The 17880-nt window shown below is 67.5% G+C and carries 14 protein-coding genes; 7 read left to right on the top strand and 7 right to left on the bottom strand.

Annotation, left to right across the window (positions count from 1 at the left end; all coding sequences use genetic code 11):
• Positions 1–351: 351 nt before the first annotated feature.
• Positions 352–1476: a DNA cytosine methyltransferase gene (locus tag ACFO6V_RS26260; RefSeq protein ID WP_377141607.1), complete on the bottom strand. Its 1125-nt coding sequence runs from the start codon at positions 1474–1476 to the stop codon at positions 352–354.
• Between the two features lie 696 nt (positions 1477–2172).
• On the opposite strand from ACFO6V_RS26260, the gene ACFO6V_RS26255 reads away from it, so the two are divergent.
• The 3 genes from ACFO6V_RS26255 (at position 2173) to ACFO6V_RS26245 (ending at position 4877) form a co-directional block, all read left to right on the top strand.
• Positions 2173–2589 (top strand): very short patch repair endonuclease, encoded by a 417-nt coding sequence (locus tag ACFO6V_RS26255; protein WP_377141604.1) that lies wholly within the window; start codon positions 2173–2175, stop codon positions 2587–2589.
• Between the two features lie 136 nt (positions 2590–2725).
• On the top strand, positions 2726–3949 hold the full coding sequence (locus ACFO6V_RS26250; protein WP_377141601.1) for a DNA cytosine methyltransferase: 1224 nt from the start codon (positions 2726–2728) through the stop codon (positions 3947–3949).
• A 31-nt stretch (positions 3950–3980) separates the two neighbouring features.
• A complete protein-coding gene (locus ACFO6V_RS26245; RefSeq protein ID WP_377141599.1) occupies positions 3981–4877 on the top strand; it encodes a XamI family restriction endonuclease in 897 nt (298 codons plus the stop codon).
• Positions 4878–5150: 273 nt separating this feature from the next.
• Here the strand turns inward: ACFO6V_RS26245 and ACFO6V_RS26240 are convergent, their stop codons facing one another.
• Positions 5151–5621 carry a hypothetical protein gene (locus ACFO6V_RS26240; RefSeq protein ID WP_377141596.1) on the bottom strand — a complete coding sequence of 157 codons (471 nt, stop codon included), beginning with the start codon at positions 5619–5621 and terminating at the stop codon, positions 5151–5153.
• A gap of 80 nt (positions 5622–5701) precedes the next feature.
• On the opposite strand from ACFO6V_RS26240, the gene ACFO6V_RS26235 reads away from it, so the two are divergent.
• A complete protein-coding gene (locus ACFO6V_RS26235; RefSeq protein WP_377141593.1) occupies positions 5702–6097 on the top strand; it encodes a DoxX family protein in 396 nt (131 codons plus the stop codon).
• 126 nt (positions 6098–6223) lie between these two features.
• On the opposite strand, the gene ACFO6V_RS26230 is transcribed toward ACFO6V_RS26235, so the two are convergent.
• A complete protein-coding gene (locus tag ACFO6V_RS26230) occupies positions 6224–7006 on the bottom strand; it encodes a DNA-binding transcriptional response regulator (RefSeq protein WP_377141591.1) in 783 nt (260 codons plus the stop codon).
• A 73-nt stretch (positions 7007–7079) separates the two neighbouring features.
• On the opposite strand from ACFO6V_RS26230, the gene ACFO6V_RS26225 reads away from it, so the two are divergent.
• A complete protein-coding gene (locus tag ACFO6V_RS26225) occupies positions 7080–7433 on the top strand; it encodes an MmcQ/YjbR family DNA-binding protein (RefSeq protein WP_377141588.1) in 354 nt (117 codons plus the stop codon).
• Positions 7434–7543: 110 nt separating this feature from the next.
• Here ACFO6V_RS26225 and ACFO6V_RS26220 read toward each other — a convergent pair whose 3' ends face one another.
• The gene (locus ACFO6V_RS26220; RefSeq protein ID WP_377141586.1) at positions 7544–10828 is read right to left on the bottom strand and encodes a DEAD/DEAH box helicase; all 3285 of its coding nucleotides are present in this window, start codon (positions 10826–10828) and stop codon (positions 7544–7546) included.
• A gap of 96 nt (positions 10829–10924) precedes the next feature.
• Between ACFO6V_RS26220 and ACFO6V_RS26215 the strand changes: the two genes are divergently transcribed.
• Positions 10925–11719, top strand: coding sequence for a hypothetical protein (locus ACFO6V_RS26215; RefSeq protein WP_377141583.1), 795 nt, complete (start codon positions 10925–10927; stop codon positions 11717–11719).
• Positions 11720–11723: 4 nt separating this feature from the next.
• Here ACFO6V_RS26215 and ACFO6V_RS26210 read toward each other — a convergent pair whose 3' ends face one another.
• Complete coding sequence (locus ACFO6V_RS26210; protein ID WP_357448055.1) at positions 11724–12128, bottom strand: hypothetical protein; 405 nt, start codon at positions 12126–12128, stop codon at positions 11724–11726.
• Between the two features lie 106 nt (positions 12129–12234).
• Complete coding sequence (locus ACFO6V_RS26205; RefSeq protein ID WP_377141580.1) at positions 12235–13536, bottom strand: MFS transporter; 1302 nt, start codon at positions 13534–13536, stop codon at positions 12235–12237.
• A gap of 158 nt (positions 13537–13694) precedes the next feature.
• Here ACFO6V_RS26205 and ACFO6V_RS26200 point away from each other — a divergent pair, with 158 nt between their 5' ends.
• Positions 13695–16190 (top strand): esterase-like activity of phytase family protein, encoded by a 2496-nt coding sequence (locus tag ACFO6V_RS26200; protein WP_377141577.1) that lies wholly within the window; start codon positions 13695–13697, stop codon positions 16188–16190.
• A 118-nt stretch (positions 16191–16308) separates the two neighbouring features.
• On the opposite strand, the gene ACFO6V_RS26195 is transcribed toward ACFO6V_RS26200, so the two are convergent.
• Entirely contained in the window at positions 16309–17748 is a 1440-nt protein-coding gene (locus ACFO6V_RS26195) for an alpha-amylase (RefSeq protein ID WP_377141575.1), read from the bottom strand.
• Positions 17749–17880 lie beyond the last annotated feature (132 nt).

Here is a 17880-nt window from a genome sequence, read left to right as displayed (position 1 = left end):
CGCTTGCAAGCACCCAACCGCACGCAACTAGAGTGGCCGCAAAGTCCCGTTTCGGCACCGACACGGCGATGACCAACTGACGGCCACTGACCTTCCTTGAGTAGCGCGCGGCCCGCGTACCCAGTGCAAGCATCGGCCCGATCCAGGGTGCTGCCCGTCCAGGGGCCTCGGCAGACTCCGACAGCACAAGCCGAACTGGCCCACCTCTAGGAGCTGCGATCAGAGGCACCTCCTCTTAGAATCGACCTCGTCTGTCGTTCGCAGAACCGAGACTAGTGAGTGCCTCTGATAGAACGCGGCGCCACGCTGAGATCGGCGGGGTGATCCGGAACTGCGTGGCGCTCGCCAACATCACGCACTCAACACCTCGCCAGTCGTCGGCTGTCGGGCCGCCCGGCGCATCGCGGCGCTGATCGCCGTGGCAAGTGACTCTGCAAGTGGTGGTGGAACTGCATTCGATACCTGTTCCACCTGGGACGAGAGCGTCCCTTCAAGTACGAAATCGCTCGGGAAACCCTGAAGGAGCATGGCTTCGTAGATGCTGAGACGCCGCCGCCCGTCTGGATGAACGTGAATCTCCCGGTGGCCGTAAGCGACCGTCGGACTTGGCTTGTCCCACTTCAAGCGGCGGAAGCTCCGACCTGCCCGATCCGCACCGCCGGGCTGGGAGAACCGTTTGGATACGGGTCGCATCGTCCAGTGATTCTCGTGGTGAGGTATGGCCGACTTGTCGAGGCCACGTGCGAAGAACGCGGGGTCCGGAAGCGATCCGATTTTGGCGCGCACCGTGAGATCTGTCGCCGCGACCTTCTTGGGGTCGAAGTTTTGTGCGACTGCGTCGTCGCGGAAGCCAGAGATGATCACGCGATTGCGCGTCTGTGCGACCCCATAATCGAGTGCCGAGTACTCGTTGACGTTTGGTTTGAGTCCGATATCGCGAAACTTCGAGAGGATACCGCGGAACGTAACTGAGTGCTTGGTGTCGCGAATGCCGACTACGTTCTCGAAGAGCACAAACTCGACCGTGTACTTTTCCTGGAGAGCTTCAACAATCCGCAAGTATAGGAGTGGAAGTCGGTTGCGAGGATCGTTTGCTGCGGATCCGGTGTTCGCCCGCGAGAATCCTTGACATGGCGGTCCACCTATCACGCCGATTGTTTCTCCTGGCTCCAAGATCTCGTCTAGATGTGCAAGGACTCCGGCAGGGCCAAGCTCCGCAAGATCTGCTTCAACTGAGACGGTGTCTTTGAAATTGCGACGGTGAGTCTGAATGGCTGCGGGCGACAGATCGACCGCGAAGACCAGCGGGAAATCCGCCCGCTGGAACCCGAGGTCTAGCCCGCCAGCGCCAGAGAAGAGGCTGACGATTTTGGGCAAGGCATCTGCGGGCTCCCCTGTCATGCTCGCGCCCTGCGCTGGCCAAGCGTGGGGCTCTGACGACTCCTGCCCGGTCAGGGCCGTGACGCGGCTTCTCATGCGTTCACTCTATGGTGTCTTTCGGATTTTGGCTGTGACCTGCAGGTTCGGCAAGAATCTGGGTCGTGAGGGTCGGCGGGGTGAAGCGCATCTGGTCCGCGCGCGGCGCTATTGACTGAGTAGCACCTGTGGGAGCATGCTGAGTCGGGCCTGTGTCCGAAGTGGTCGTCCTCGACTACGAACCGACCCTCAGAATGTAGCCAGGCCCCCAGTGCTGACGCTCCGGGAGACGGTGGAGTCGATGTTCAGGTCCCGTCGATCAGCCCCTGACCGGGCCGGTGTGCGCAGTTGGTTTGCCAGCACGTCTCACGACCCGTCGAGATGCCAGTCCTACAACCTGGAGTAGCGCTCTGCTGCGCCCCCGAACTCAACCGGCAATCCCACGACGGGCAACCGGTCCGGGTCGCAAGCCTGGATCCTATCGGGCTGGCAACGCAGTCCTGCGGCCGTCGGCTCCGGGCCTTGGCCTGCGGCAACCGCTCCAGCCATCCCGCAGCATCCACCACCCGGCTGTATGCGGAATCCTCATTTCAACATCCAACTGAGGCACCTACCGGCCCACCGGCGAATCCGAATCACACCCATACGCTTGGCACCTTGGAGGACGGGAAGCCGGAGTCGATCGATGAGCGACGGCGCGGTGGGGTACATGACGGATTCCGCTCTAGTTCTCCGTTGCCTCTTAAAATGAACTCCATGGAACCTCATCCGGGAGCTTCGTCTGAGGCAGTGAGTCGGCGGATGAGTATCGCGCGGCGCAAGGATACCAAGCCAGAGTTGGACCTGCGCCAAGTCCTGCACTCGCGAGGTATGCGGTATCGGGTGGTCTACCCAGTTCCTGGTCGACCTCGACGAAGCATCGACGTCGCTTTCACGCGGGTGAAGGTTGCTGTTTTCGTCGATGGTTGCTTCTGGCACATGTGCCCTGATCATCGTGCGCAGCCGCGCACGAATTCGGACTGGTGGAAGGTGAAGTTCGCTCGCAACGTCGCGCGTGACCGGGAAACAGACCAGCATCTGACCTCGCTCGGATGGACCGTGCTGCGGTTCTGGGAGCACGAGGACATGGCAACGGCTGCAAGGGCCGTGGAGCAGGTTGTGCACAGGGCCTGAGTCGGCTCAATTAGTACACGCGGCGGCGGCGAGCACCAGGGCTGCACGGAGATGCCATCCCGGTGCGTCGACACCGTCATCGTCAGTGGCTCGTGGTTGAATCGCGGCACACATCGACCACGAAGGGAGCGGCCTGGTGCCTACGCGTGAGCCTACGGTTGTAAGCCTGTTCAGCGGAGCGGGAGGCCTGGACATCGGGCTTGAACAAGCCGGCTTCCGGCTTGTCACGGCGACCGATCATGCGAAGCATGCGATGCAGACGCTTCGGGACACGCAGGCAGCACAAGTGTCGATCAGCGGACGTGACGCGTTCTACATGGACGGCACGAAGCTGATCGAGGCTGACGTTCGCGATCTGAGAGCAGTGGATGTGCGGCCCAACGGTGCGCGCTCAACGTGGCGTCCTGACGTTCTCGTGGGGGGCCCACCTTGCCAACCGTGGTCGTCCGCTGGGCATCAGAAAGGGCTTGACGACCCGCGGGGTCAGCTGATCGCGCACTTTCTGCGCATGATCGGTGAAGTGCGGCCGAGATTCGTTGTCTTCGAGAATGTTCGGGGGCTTCTCACGGCTCGTGGTGCGACCGGAACGCCTGGCGAAGTTCTTCGGAGCATCCAGGCTGACCTCGACGACATGGGCTATGCGAGCAGAGTCAGCACGCTGAACGCGGCTGACTTCGGCGCAGCACAGCGACGTGTGCGGGTTGTCCTGATCGCGACGGACGAGTACGCACTGCCCGAGTTCCCTGTCTCTACGCACTCACGCGACCCTGGACTTGATCTGAAGCCATGGGTTTCTCTGGGGGAGGCTCTCGCTGGGATGCCAGCTCCTGATCCTGAGGACATCGTGAGGCCTACGGGGGAGCGCGCCGATGCTCTTCGTGCACTTGCGCCGGGCACGGGCATCAAGACGGGCGGCCGCGTCATGGCGAACCGCCCTTCGGGCCAATGGGGTTATCGCCAGGATGCATTCCTCGCAGACCTCTCACGTCCCGCACGGACGATCCGCGCTGCTGGTACCCCTGACTGGGTGCGTCTACCCGGTGACGATGACATGCGCAGACTCACCTGGCGTGAGTGCGCGGCCTTACAGGGCTTTCCGCAAGACTGGCAGTTTGCGGGCAAGGCTACGCAGCGTTTCCAGTTGATCGGGAACGCCGTGCAAGTAAACATGGCCGAAGCCGTGGGACGGGTCGTGCTTGACTCCCTGAGGAAGGGCGACGCCCCCACGAAGCCAGTGACTCCTCCATGGCCGGAGGAGCTCGTCAAGCGCGTCAGGTACACAGCTGCCGAGGAGAAGGTGAACGGTCATCTGAGGGTTCGTACGAAGGCGCGCACGGACTCACCAGCTCTGGCGTCCTAGTTCGTCGGATGTCGACGGCATACTCAACCGCGTGCCCTTCCTCACACCGCCAGCCTGGACCGATGCCGACCTGAAAGCCGGTCGTAATCGCGCCGAAGCACTGTTCACGGAACAGCGTCGTGAGGAAGGGCCACGTTCGTTCGAACGCATGTATGAGCGTCTGCGTCCACAGGTCGAGGGACTGTTCAACGCATCCGAAGACCTACGTCACCTCGACGCGAATGTGTTCCGGAACGATCCTGGAGCCTGGCAAGTGTCCCGTTACGTGACCGGTCCTCCAATCAGCCAGGAAGACCTTTGGACTCTTGTCGGCGGACCGAAGTTCAAGCGCGTTCCGCCTGAGTATGCGGATGCGACGGCAGAGGCAATACGAGTGGTGCTTGACCCGATCAGGTTCCCGTGGCTCCGCGAAGGCCGCGCACCGACCGCTGAGGAGCGCGAGCGGGCGATCGTCGCGACCGGGCTCCTTTGGGCCACTCAGCAGCTCGGGACAGAGCGTCGCGGGGAAGCGTCTACGCGGCAGGAGATGGCCACCGGCGCGGCCCTCGCTGCCGGACAGCTCACCTTCGACGCGTCCCGGAAGCGCGTCGAGTTTGTGGACGACATGGCGCGGGGCACGTACTCAAAAGAACGCGTCATTGCCGCCGCAAAGTGCGACGTGCCTGCCCGGCTCCACGACGGGCGCTTGTTCGCCCTCGAATGCAAGGTGTCGAACGGACCCAAGAATGGCTGGAAGCGCGTCAACCGCGAGGTCGCCGGCAAGGCGACAGGCTGGCGGGCACATTTCGGAGCCAACCTTGTCGCGGGCGTAGTCCTTGCAGGCGTCTTCGATCTCTCTGCGCTCGTATCTGCTCGAGACCAAGGCGTCGTGATCTTCTGGGAGCACGACCTCGAATCTCTCACAGAGTTTGTCTCAACGGCGTCTTGATCCAGCCAGTCCACCTGCAGCCGAACCGTCTCTGCCAAGGCACGGGATTTTCGAGGATGCGGAACTGATCGAGGAATCCGCGAACATTGGTCAGTGGCTATCTCCGTATGCGTCAGGCTTAAGGCCCTGCGTCGAAGTGACCATGTCGCGCGGGCGGCCTAGGAGCATGGCGCGCGTGCGGCCGTGCGGATTGACTGCCCGAACACGAAGACATCCGGCGTGCCTCCGGAGTAGTCGTGCAGCGTGCCCGTACGGGGATCGATTGATCGCTGGTCAGTAGCTGAGGAGTATCACGCCCTGGAGGTCGAGGTAGATCCCGTGTGCGCCCTGCAGCTTCTGAAGCTGATCGAATACCTTGGGATACACACTGTTGCCCTTGTAGGCCTCGGGGACGACGACGACGGCCCAGTCGACGTTCGGGGACGAAGCCGCTGCTAGAACGGACAGTATGGCTCCGTTGTTAGCGAATGCGCGGCCCGCCTGAAGTGCAACGCCGATTCGTTGATCGAGCCCGGCGAAGTCAATTCTTTTGCTCGCAAAGGTCGCTTGCCCGCCTGGTACGACGTCAAACTGAGACAGGACTGGTCCGAGCAACTCGCGCAGCGGTTCGCTCTTGATGCTTCCCTGTGCTGTCACGACAGTTGCTAGGTGCGGTGCCATCTGAGCTATCGCATCTACGACTGAACCCACGGCGTCCGGTACGCCGCGCACTGCGGCCGAGAGTGGAACGAAATCCTTCTGCATTGCTGAAGCTTCGCATCGCCTCAGCCCGGCTGGAACCCCAGCCGCTATCCAGCTCACGAATCGTGGCGCAGCATTGACCCATGGCGACCACTGGAAGCATCGTTCGCGGCATCGGCCAGGTGGCGCTGGGCGCCGTTCTCCTCACCGCAGGTATCGGTCACCTCACCAAGGCGCGCAAGGAGTTCCAGGCTCAGGTTCCAACCTGGGTACCCGTCGATCCCGACACTGTCGTGGTCGGGTCGGGGATGGTCGAGATCGGCCTTGGTGCCGCGCTAGTGGCCACTTGGAAGCAGCCTCTCCGGCGTCGGCTCGGGGGGTTGGTTGCGGCGTTCTTCGTGGCTGTGTTCCCTGGGAACATCGCTCAGCTCGTGGAGCATCGGGACGGGTTCGGTCTGGACACCGATCGCAAGCGTGCGCTCCGGCTCATTGGGCAGCCGGTTCTCGTCGTGTGGGCGTTGGCCACGACGCGGAAGTAGGAGTGTCGACAAGTTAGACCGCGGCGCTGGACTCGACCGGCGGAGGCAAAACCCGACCGCAGAGGTGGGCTCGACGAGGGGGAGGCGGGCTCGGCCAGCGGAGCTGGGTCCAACCGACGCGTGCCCTCACACCTGGTTGAGCATCCCCAGGCTGCTCGCGAACTCCATCAGCTCGAAGGTCGATCCTGTCACCATGGTCGCGCCGGCCGCCTTTGCGGTTACCGCGAACGGCCCGACGTTGCCGTAGAGCACAAACGGCGTGATCGGATCGGTCATCCGGAATTTCGTCAGCAGACGTAGCCCGGCGTCCGGGACGTCGACGTCCGACTCCTGACGGCCCATGTCCGAGATGATCAGGCCGTATGTGTGGCTCTCAAGGAGCTGCAGTGCCTCGCTGGTCGAGCGTGCGATCTCGACGTGTGCGCCGTCGCGTCGCCAGGAGTCGGCGAGGACCGCGTTGTTCTCCGGGTGGTCGTCGACCCAGAGGATCGAGCGGAGCGCTTGGCCGGTCGGCGCTGAGATCCGGCGCTCCTGTTCCTCCAGCATCCAAGAGGTGTCGACGGGCTCCCGCACAGCTCCTTCGAACTCCTCAGCGGTCTCCGCTTCGGGATCCGGCAAGACGTAACCGGGCGGGGTTCGCTCACCCACCTGGGACGTGGCTCCCCCAGGAACACTGGCCGCGTGGTCCAGCCGTCGCTTCAGCGACGCCACCTCGCGCTGCAGGTCGGTGATCATGTCCGACTGCTGGTCGGTCGCCTGCTTGAAGTTGAGCTTCTGTCCGCCGAACTCGAGCGTCACGTCGTCGGAGTTTCTCAGCTTCGACAGGAGCTGCCGTCCGAAGACCAGCAGTACGACGATCACGAGAAGGGGCCACAGGAGGGCGGCGATAGCGCTGATCAGGTCGGCCACGGGGTAAAGGTACCGGTCAGAGGATCATGGGACGGAACAAGCGCCCGCCACCACAGATGATGGAGGTCCATCGGTGACCGACCCACTCGATCGTGTCCGTGAGATCTGCCTTGCTCTGCCCGAGGTGACCGAGAAGCTGAGCCACGGCTCGCCCACGTGGTTCGTGAAGAAGACCTTCGTGAGCTTCTCCGATCACGGGCACGGCGGTCCGCTCGCGATCTGGTGCGCGGCCGCGCCTGGCGCTCAGGAAGAAGCGATCGAGAAGGAACCGGACCGGTTCTATCGGCCGCCGTACGTCGGCGTGCGTGGGTGGCTTGGGGTGAGGTTGGACGTCGATGTCGACTGGGACGAGATTGCAGCGATCGTCGAGGATGCGTATCGGCAGGTTGCGCCTCGGCGGTTGGTGGCGGAGCTAGACGAGGAGTAGGGGCTCGACGAGCTGGTCTCGACAAGCTCGACCAATGGCTAGAGCTGGACTGACGGGCTCGACAAGGTCGACCAGCGGTGGGGAACTTGGCCAGCCGCAGGAACGAGTGGTCAAGCCTCCAGCAGGCCTCGGATCTCCTCCGGCCCCAGCGAGCCCGCGAACGCGCCCGCATCATCGCTCAACACCGCATCAAAAAGCCGAGCCTTGCGCGCCTTGAGTGCCATCACCTTGTCCTCGATGGTGTTCTCCGAGACCATCCGGAACACCATCACATTCCGCGTCTGCCCGATCCGGTGCGTCCGGTCGATCGCCTGCGCCTCCGTCGCCGGGTTCCACCAGGGGTCCAGCAGATAGACGTAGTCGGCCTCGGTGAGGTTGAGCCCGAACCCACCCGCCTTGAGGCTGATCAGGAACACGGGAGCGGCGCCGTCCTTGAACCGGTTGATCACCTCGGCGCGCTTCCGGGTGGACCCGTCGAGGTACTCATAGGGGATCCCCAGCGACGTGCACACCTCCGCCGCCTTGGCCAGGAACGACGTGAACTGGGAGAACACCAGCGCGCGGTGTCCCTCGGCGGCGACCTCCGCGAGCTGGTCCGCGAGCAGGCTCAGCTTCGCCGACGGGACACCCTCGTACTCCGGGTCCACCAGGGAGGCGTCCAACGCCATGCGGCGCAGCGTCGTCAGGGCGCGGAAGACCGCCACCCGGTTCTCGTCGAAGCTTTCGAGCAGTCCCAGCAGCCGCGACCGTTCGCGCTGCAGGTGCGTGTCGTAGATCCGGCGGTGCTTCGGGTCCAGCGTCACGCGGAGCACCTGCTCCTGCCGTTCGGGCAGCTCGGGCGCCACCTGTTCCTTGGTGCGGCGCAGCAGCAGCGGCCGGATCCGACGGCGGAGCCTGGCCAGCAGCGGCGTCGAGTCGCCCTCACCCGAGATCGGCTTGACGTAGTCCTCGCGGAACTTCGTCGGTGACCCGTAAAGCCCCGGAGCCACGATCGCGAGCATCGCCCACAGCTCCATGAGGTTGTTCTCCATGGGTGTGCCGGTGATCGCCAGCTTGAACGGCGCCTTGAGGCGGCGGGCGGACTCGTTGGCGCGCGTCTGGTGGTTCTTGGCGAACTGCGCCTCGTCCAGGATCAGACCGCTCCACTCGACGTCGGCGAACGCCTCGAAGTCCAGGCGGAAGATCGCGTACGACGTCACGACGATGTCGGCGTCCGAGGCGACCTTTGCGACGGTGGTCCGTGCCTTCGCGGCGGTGGTCGACAGCATCGCCACCTTCAGGTCCGGCGTGAACTTGGCCGCCTCGGCAGCCCAGTTGCTCACCACCGACGCCGGCGCGACCACCAGGAACGGTGCGCCGTCGTCGGGCCGCTCCTGCCTGGCCTGGGCGACGAAGGCGAGCGTCTGCACGGTCTTGCCGAGGCCCATGTCGTCGGCGAGGATCCCGCCGAGCCCGTGCCGCCAGAGGAAGGTGAGCCACTCGAAACCGTGCTGCTGGTAGGGCCGCAGATCGGCCTTGAGTCCAACGGGCGGCGGCACGGGCTCCGGTCCGTCGACGCCGTCGGCGGTGAGCGACACCAGGTCGCTCACCGAGCGGCGCCACCGGTCGGACTGCTCGACGATGTCGGCCACCTGCTCCAGCTCCGCCCACAGGCCGGCATTGAACCGGCTGATCCGCAGCTTGCCCGGCTGGTCGGAGAGTCGCTGTGCCTCCTCGATCAGCGCCCGGAGCTGCGCGAACACGGGCAGGTCCGTCCGTAGCCACGTGCCGTCGGTGAGCATGAACCGCTTCTTACCCCGAGCGAGCGCATCGAACACCGGACCGAACGGGATCTCGCGTCCGTTGATCGTGACCATGACACCCAGGTCGAACCAGTCCAGGTCGGTGCTGTCGTCCGCACGCATGCTGACCACTGGCGTCGCTTCGAGGCCTTGGTACTCGGGCAGCTTCTCGCTCTCCACGCGGACGTCGGGCTGCTCCTCGAGCACGGGCAGCACGGTGGTGGCGAAGTCCATGGCCTGCAGCCCGCGGAACGTCTCGGGCGCTACCCGGAAGTGACCGAAGCCCGGCACCTCGCGCACGGCGGCGATCACCCTGCCCAGGGTCGTGGCCTCCGCCGCGAGATCACGCAGGTCCGCACCCGGTTCCATGGCGGTGGTCAGCGGATATTCCTTGTCCGACGGCGGGTACGCCCACCGCCACGCCACGCTGATCTCCTCCGGCGAGACCGCCTTGACGGTGGCCACCAGCTCGGGCTGAGGCAGGTCCGGCAGCTCGACGTCGAGGTCGGCGTGCACCTGTACCTCCCGGCGCAGCAGCGGCAGGTAGTCCGCCAGGAACTCGTCGACCGCGCCTGCGGGGATCCTGAGATCGGCCAGGTGGACGGCCGCGAGCTCCTGGTCGGTGAGGGGCGCCGCCGTTGGGCCGAGGGTGATGGCGCGGCCGGAGGAGGACTCCTCGATGGCGAACAGGCCGTGCCGACCGAGTGCACCGACTGAGGTCGCCAGGGTGACGGCGCCGTCGAAGGTGACGGTCCGCTCGAGGCGCGCGCCGCCGTCGGGCAGGGAGAGGTCGAGGGCGATGGACGCCTCGCCGGCCAGCCGCAACGACTCCCGCTTCGACTTGCCGACCAGCTCGATGCCGAGGTCGGCGGCGTCGGCGAGATGACGCCAGAACGGACGGGGGAGTACGTCGTCCAGACTGATCCAGTCACCCGTGCTGATGTAGCCGTAGCCGCGGGGACTCGTGGCGCGCAGGGCGTCGAGCGTGGTGAACCACTCGCGGACGACGGGATCGAGGCCACGCAGGAACCCGTTGCGGATGTAGTTCCACGACGCCGTCCCGCCCACCCACGAGCCCTTGTCGTTGCGCTGGACCGGCCGCATCGAGAGGGAGAGGTTGTTGTCGATGGTCGTGCCGTCCACGCGGAGCTGCAGCGCCAGCACGGGCCGGGCATCGGCGGTCGACGGGTGCGCCGGCGGGGGCTCGACCGGCGTCGTCGGCACGAGCTGCTGCACCGCCGCCTTCCACTCCGGGACCTGGGGCGTGCGCTTCAGCGAGGAGGCGGGCCGGACCATCGACGCCAGGCCGTCCGAGCCGGACTCGATGAGCGTCGCGACGACGTGCTTACAGGCGGACCCGACCGGGCACGTGCAGTCCGTGCCGACGACGACGGGCGGCCCGGGGCTGTTGGTCCTGAACTGGATGGAGCAGGAGTAGGTGCTGCGGCCGCTGCCGCGCACCCACGAGATCAGCAGGAGGTCGTCCGGCAGCCACTCCCACGAGATGACCCGGCCCTGCTTCTGGTAGTCCTCGCCGCGCAGGTACGCGCCACTGCCCACCAGGAGCTTGATCGCCGCGGGGTGGATGCGCGGGGCGGGAACGGTTGCGGGCACCCCTCCATGGTTCCACGCCCGGGCCACCGGTCCGCGGAGTTATCCACAGCGCGCCTTCAACCCCACGGTGTGGGTGGCCTCTGCGAGAGTGTCGCCATGCACACCCTGCCCGACGCCGGACGCCAGCCCGCCGCGCTCAGCGTCCTCCTTCTCGCGGCCGCCGTGTGGACGTCTGTCCCGATGCGGCTGCTGATCCCTGGTAACGATCTCGATCTCGGCTTCACTGTGGACAACGCGATCTTCGTGATCGAGAACGCCGCGATGGCCGGAACGGTCGTGCTCGGGGTCGGAGCCGCAGCCCTCCGGTCCAGACGCGTCCTCGTCGGGGCGGTAGCGGTCGTCGGTCTGCACCTGCTGTTCCAGCTCGGCACGGCGGGGGTGCAGCTCGTGAACGGCGCCCGCCCCGAGCTGGTGCTCGGCACGCTCGTCGCGATCATCGCCCTGACGCTGCTGCTGGCCGGGGTGCTGATCGCCCTGTTCCTGCGCAAGCCGGCGACGGCGCGCCGGGCCGGACTCGCCGTGGCCCTGGCGGGGGCGCTTATCCACACCCTGTGGACAAACGTGCTGCTTCCGGTGGTCGCGGCCCTGCCCTACGGCGGGCCGCGGCCCGGGATGGTCGGGTCACTCGTCGTCGCGATGGCCCTCAACCTGCTGGTCGTCGCGGCGGCGGCCCTGTGCGGCTGGGCCACGCCGATCACACGGCGGATCGGCGCGCTGCTGGCCGCCGTGGTCGGGGTGCTCGGGATCGCGGCGGTGGCCGAGACAGCAGACGCCTTCGGTGCGGGCTACGGCGCGACGCAGGTCGTTCAGGCACTGCTGACTCTGGGGGCCGTGCCGCTCGCGATCATCGCGGGCCGGCGGCAGGCAGCAGCCCGGCAGGCGGAGAACTGACTCGCTACTTTGCCGTGCTCACCCGGATCTCCTCGAGTGCGACTACCTCGAGGATCTGCTTCACGATGATCGGGCCGACCGACTCCCACGAGAGCATCTCGGCGATCACCATGTAGGACAGGTCGTCCCCGGTGAAGCAGCCGCCGCGGTGCAGCGCGTTGACGAGTCGGTGCTTGGGCCAGTCGAGCTCGTCGAGGCGCTCGACCCGCCGCACTGCGGGGAAGAGCCTGCCGACGGGCAACGACTTGAGGCGGGTTACGGCGGCCTCGGCGAGGCGGGCGGTGCCGATGTCGGTCTTGCTGTCGACCTGACCGACGTACCAGGCGTCGTCCTCAGCCATGACCTCGCGGAACCATGGGAACACCTCGCCCCAGGTGGGCGTCGGGGTGACGGCGGGTGCGTCGGACATGAACGGATGCCTCCAGTCCCTGTGTAGGTAAGTACGTCAATCCTTGCACCGTTCGGCCGGCAAAACAGGCACGATCGGCTCTAGAGACCGGACCTCATCCACTAATTCACCCGCCCAGCGGTTGCCGAGGAACGGAAGCCGTGCGAGCGCCACGCATGCCGAAAACGATCGCGGTTGCCAGGTACCCGAGCGAGAGGGCGACGAAGAGCCCGGGCGACCATCCGGCGTCGGGCACGAGGAAGGCCGCGAGGGCTGCCGCACCCACGAAGGCCGCGTTGTAGAGCACGTCGTAGAAGGCGAAAGCGCGGCCGCGGTAGGCGTCCTCGGAGTCGCGCTGCACGATCGTGTCGACCGCGATCTTCGCGCCCTGCGCGGCGAGCCCGAGCAGGGCGGCGGCGGTGACCACGCTGACGAAGCCGGGCTCGGGCACGAGGATCAGCTGTGACGCCCCGGCCACCACCAGCATCATGGCGATCCAGGACTGCGGGGCCATCCGCCGCGCCAGCACCGCGGTGAGCAGGATCGCGAGCCCGCCGCCCACACCCGTCGCGCCGATCACCGTGGCGAAGGTGGTCAGGCCGGCAGTGCGGTCGCCAGGCTCGGCCAGGAGGTTGCGCGACATCAGGATCGCCGCGATGAACACCACCCCGTACAGGAAGCGGTGCAGCGCCATCACGAGCAGCGCCTGACCAGGGGTACGGCGCGCGGCGAGGTAGCGGGCGCCGTCGACCAGGCCGCTCGCCACTGCCGCCAGCTCGCTCCGGATCGAGCCGACGACGGGCTGCAGTGGTCCCAGCAGCGTGCGGGACATCCGCAGCCCGAGCAGCGAGGCACAACCCATGACGACGCAGGCACAGGTCAGGGCCGCCGCGTCCTGGATGCGGCCGGCCGGCACCGCCAAACCGAGCACGAAGCCGATGCCGCCCCCGAGGAACGCGGCGCCCGCACCGAGCGTCGGCGTCAGGGCGTTCGCCGTGAGCAGCAGGTCGCCCTCGACCACGCGCGGCAGGCCCGCCGAGAGGCCGGCGAGAAGGAACCGGTTGACGCTCAGGGCGGCGAGCCCCAGCACGTAGATCGCGGGCGTGACGCCCTGCGTGAGCATCAGCGCCGCCATCGTGCCGGTGATCAGCACGCGGACGGCGTTCCCGTACACCAGCACCTGCCGCCGCTGCCAGCGGTCAAGGAACACGCCAGCGAACGGCCCGACGATCGTGAACGGCGCCAGCATGATCGCGAACGCCCCCGCGATAGCCGCGGCAGACCCCTGCGACGCCGGGCTGAAGAAGAGCAGGTTGGCGAGGCCCACCTGGAACATGCCGTCGCCCGCCTGGGACACGAGACGCACGGTGAACAGCTTGCGGAACCCGGGCAGGCGCAGCAGCGCGCGTAGTTCGGCAAGGACGGTCACTCACTCACAGTAGTTGTCGGCGCTGCTGCGGCGACGGGCGACGGCGGTGCGGACGCTGGGGGAGTGCGACCAGGGCTGCCGCCGAAGTTCATGCGGTGTCCATCTTGTCGTCACCGGGGGTCGGCCCGGCTGCCACGGGCCGACGCCAGCCTGCCCGTGTGTCTCTCGATCGCCGCCACGCGGCATTCATCGCTTCCGGCGCCGCCCTCGCACTGGGGCTGAGCGCGTTCCCGGCTTTTGCGGTTCCCTCGACCGAACGCGGTGGGGTCTCGACAAGCTCGACCAGCGGGCCGAGCTCGGCCGCCGGGTCGGGCTCGACCGGTGGGTTCGGCCCCGCCCGGCGCGGCGAGACCTTCCACCGGCTCGCCACCTACCCCGTCTTCCAGAACGCTCCCGCCGGCACCGATCCCGCCGACGAGACGGTCGCCGAGATCTCCGCCGTCAGCGAGGACGGCAAGACCCTCATCCACACCGACGCCGCCGCGCGCCGGATCGGGTTCGTCGACATCAGCGACCCCGACTCGCCCCGAGGCCTTGGCTCGCTCTCCCTCGCGGAGCTCGGCTCGGAGCACGACGAGCCGACGTCGGTCGCCGTGGTCGGCGACTACGTGCTCGTCGTGGTCGACAGCTCGACGTCGTTCACCGCGCCGTCGGGCCGCCTCGACGTCGTCGACCTCGCGACCCGCGCCCGCGTGCGCTCCATCGACTTGGGTGGCCAGCCCGACTCCATCGCCGTCACGCACGACGGCAGCCGCGCCGTCATCGCCATGGAGAACCAGCGCGACGAGGACGTGCTCCCCGACACCGGCGACGGCGAGGAGGGCGACCTTCCGCAGGCCCCCGCCGGCTTCCTGCAGTTCGTCGACCTGGCGGGCTCGGACCCGCAGGTATGGCGGACCCGTCCCGTCACGCTCGACGTGGCGGCGCTCGCGGCGGCCGGCCTGGACACCCCGCAGGACGTGGAACCGGAGTACGTGTCGATCAACCCGTCCGACACCAAGGTCGCGGTGACGCTCCAGGAGAACAACGGCGTCGCGGTGCTCGACGTCGTGTCCGGCGCGCTCGAGAACGTGTTCTCGGCGGGCGACGTCGCGCTGGAGGGCGTCGACGTGGACGACGACGGCACCATCGACCAGACGGGCTCGCTCGACGCGGCCCCGCGCGAGCCCGACGCCATCGGCTGGGTCGACGACAAGCACGTCGCGACCGCGAACGAGGGCGACTGGAAGGGCGGCACGCGCGGCTGGACGGTCTTCGAGGCCGCGACGGGCGACGTCGTCTGGGACGCGGGTGCGGACCTCGAGGAGCTGGCCGTCCGTGTGGGGCTGCACAACGAGGACCGCGCCGGCAAGAAGGGCGTCGAGATCGAGGGCCTCGCGGTGGCCACGCTCGACGGTGTCCGCTACGCGTTCGTGGGTTCCGAACGCTCCAACTTCGTGGCTGTGTACGACGTGTCCGACCCGACTTCCCCGCGGTTCGTGCAGGTCCTGGCCACGACCAACGGTCCCGAGGGGATCCTGCCGATCCCCTCCCGGAACCTGCTCGTCGTGTCCTCCGAGGAGGACTCGGCCAAGGACGGCGTCCGTGCGTCCGTCTCGGTGTTCGGCAAGGGTCACCGCTACGCGCGGGACGCGGGTACGCCCGCGTTCCCGTCCGTCGTGTCTGCCGACGCAGTGTCGGATGGCGCGGCGCTGCGGGGCTCGCAAGCTCGCTCCTCCGCCGACGCGGCGACGGCGACGGGTGCGGGTGCGGCCAAGCCGATCGGCTGGTCCGCGCTGGGCGCACTCTCGGCCGACCCGAGCAAGCGCGACCGGCTGTGGACCGTGACGGACGCCGCGAAGTCGCCGACGTCGATCCTCTCCGTCTCGACCACTGGTCGGCGTGGCGCGGACCGCCCGGCGGTCATCGACCGCGAGATCGTCGTGACGGAGGACGGCGAGCCCGTCGGCCTGGACGCCGAGGGCATCTGGGCGCGGCCGTCGGGCCGGGGTGCGTCCGGCGGGTTCTGGCTCGGCGTCGAGGGCGCCACGGGTGCGGAGAACGCGCTGGTGCGCGTGTCGTCGTCGGGCCGCGTGCAGGAACGCGTGAGCCTCCCCGCCGACGTCGCCGCGGGTCTCGGCAAGTGGGGCATCGAGGGCGTGACCGGCTCCGTGGACCGGTCGGGCGAGCACCTGTTCGTCGCGCTGCAGCGCGGCCTGACCAGCGACGCCGGTGTGGGTGGTTACGCCCGCATCGGGCGGTACGACGTCGCGACCGGCGAGTGGACGTGGTTCGGCTACCCGCTGTCCGCCCCGACGTCCGACGGTGACTGGGTGGGTCTGTCCGAGATCACGGTGGTGGACCGCGACACGCTCGCCGTCATCGAGCGGGACAAGCTCAACGGCCCGGCGGCGGCGCTCAAGGCCGTCTACACGGTGGACCTGCCGAAGCGGGATCCGCGTCCGGGGACCGTCCCGGCGCTGCGCAAGCGGCTCGCGATCGACGTCCTGCCTGCGCTGCGTGCGACCAACGGGTGGACGCAGGAGAAGCTGGAGGGCCTCACGATCGGTGGCGACGGCCACGTGTACGCGGTTACGGACAACGACGGCGTGCAGGACGCGACGGGCGAGACCGTGTTCCTCGACCTGGGCAAGGCTCGCAAGCTGTTCAGGTGAGGCGACCCGATGGTCGACCGGCGAGGTGACCACAGGTCTGCGGGGTCTGTTGCTCTGCGTAGACAATATCTACGCAGAGCAACAGGCCCCGCATTCGTAGTACGTCCCCCGGACCTGCTCAGCCCCGCGCGTTGACGTGGATCGCCAGCGCCCCGTACGCCGGGACCGTCGCGGTGAACCAGCCATCCGCGTTGACGGTCCGCTTCACCGAGCAGTTCGACGACGCGACGACGTCACAGTACGTGCCCGCCGGGAGCGGCGTCTGGAACGAGCGCTGGACGGCCGACGCCGTGTTGTTCAGCACCACGTAGCCGCGGTTGCCGCGCCCGTAGGTGATGAGGTTGCCGCCGTCGTCCCACCAGTTGGTGACCGCCGTGCCGGCCACCGCGTTGTGGAACCCGACCATGCCGCGGATCTCGGTCCAGCGCTGCGTGCAGGTCCACCGTCCGGCGCCGCAGGTCGCGTCGGGGACGGCGGTCTCGGTGGCGCCGGGCGCACCGGCGTCGTTGTTCGAGAACTCGTACCCCGAGTACACGGTGGGCGACCCGTACGGCCACGACAGCAGGAACGTGTTGGCCAGCACGTACTTGGCGCCCCACTTGTAGTTCATCGACTCGCCGTTGCGCTCGGTGTCGTGGTTGTCCACGAACACACCCGCCCGTCCGGACTGCAGCTTGCCGTCGCCGATGAACCGCAGGTTCTTGATCTGCCCGTCGAAGTCGTGCTTGAGCTGGCGTGCGTAGTTGAACTCGTGCGAGTCGCCGCTGCCCAGGTACTCGGACGGCTGGACCGGCTCCCCGGCGGCGCCGATCACCTCGTGCACCCAGAAGACGTTCGGGTTCCGCATCCGCGACTTGATGGCCTCCAGGTCCGACGCCGGCACGTGTTTCGACGCGTCGATCCGGAACCCGTCGACGCCGAGCGAGACCAGGTCGTCGAAGTACGCGGCGAGCCTGCCGCGGACGTAGTCGGAGCCGGTGCGCAGGTCCTGCAGCGCGACGAGGCGGCAGTTCTGGACCTGGTACCGGTTCGTGTAGTCCGAGATGTCGGTGCGGCAGTCGTTGAAGTCCTGATACCCGTACGTGCCGGTGAAGTTGTCGTCCGAGTAGGGGGTTCCCGCCACGCCGGTCCCCGACCGGCCGGCGCCCGCCATGTGGTTCACGACGGCGTCCGCGATCACGCCCACACCGGCGGCGTCGCAGGCGGCGACCATGTTCGCGAACTCGGCGCGGGTGCCCAGCTTGGACTCGATCCGGTAGCTGACGGGCTGGTACGACGTCCACCACTGGGAGCCACGGACGTGCTCCATGGGCGGGGAGACCTGCACGTAGCCGAACCCGGCCGGGCCGATCACGTTCGTGCACTCCGCGGCGACGGAGTCCCAGGTCCACTGGAACAGGTTGAGGATGACGTCGCCGTCACCGTGCGCGGGAGTCGCAGCCCGGGCGGGTTCGACGGCGGGGGTGGCCGTGGTGGCGACCAGGCCAAGGGTGAGTGCGGCGGCGAAGGTCGTCAGGGTGGCGAGCAATCGTCGGGGCGCGTTCGGACGGCGCGTCATTGCGGCTCCTTGCGGCGTGGTCCCGGGCTGAGGCACGTGCGGCGCTGCACGGCCGTTTCCGGATCTTGCTGCAAGCGTTGCAGAGCATTCCGCGACACGCCAGAGGCCCGGGTGAAAGACCCGGGCCCGGCG

The sequence above is a fragment of the Promicromonospora alba genome, assembly GCF_042654905.1.
GTDB lineage: Bacteria > Actinomycetota > Actinomycetes > Actinomycetales > Cellulomonadaceae > Promicromonospora > Promicromonospora alba.
This window is presented reverse-complemented; position numbering and strand designations above follow the sequence as displayed.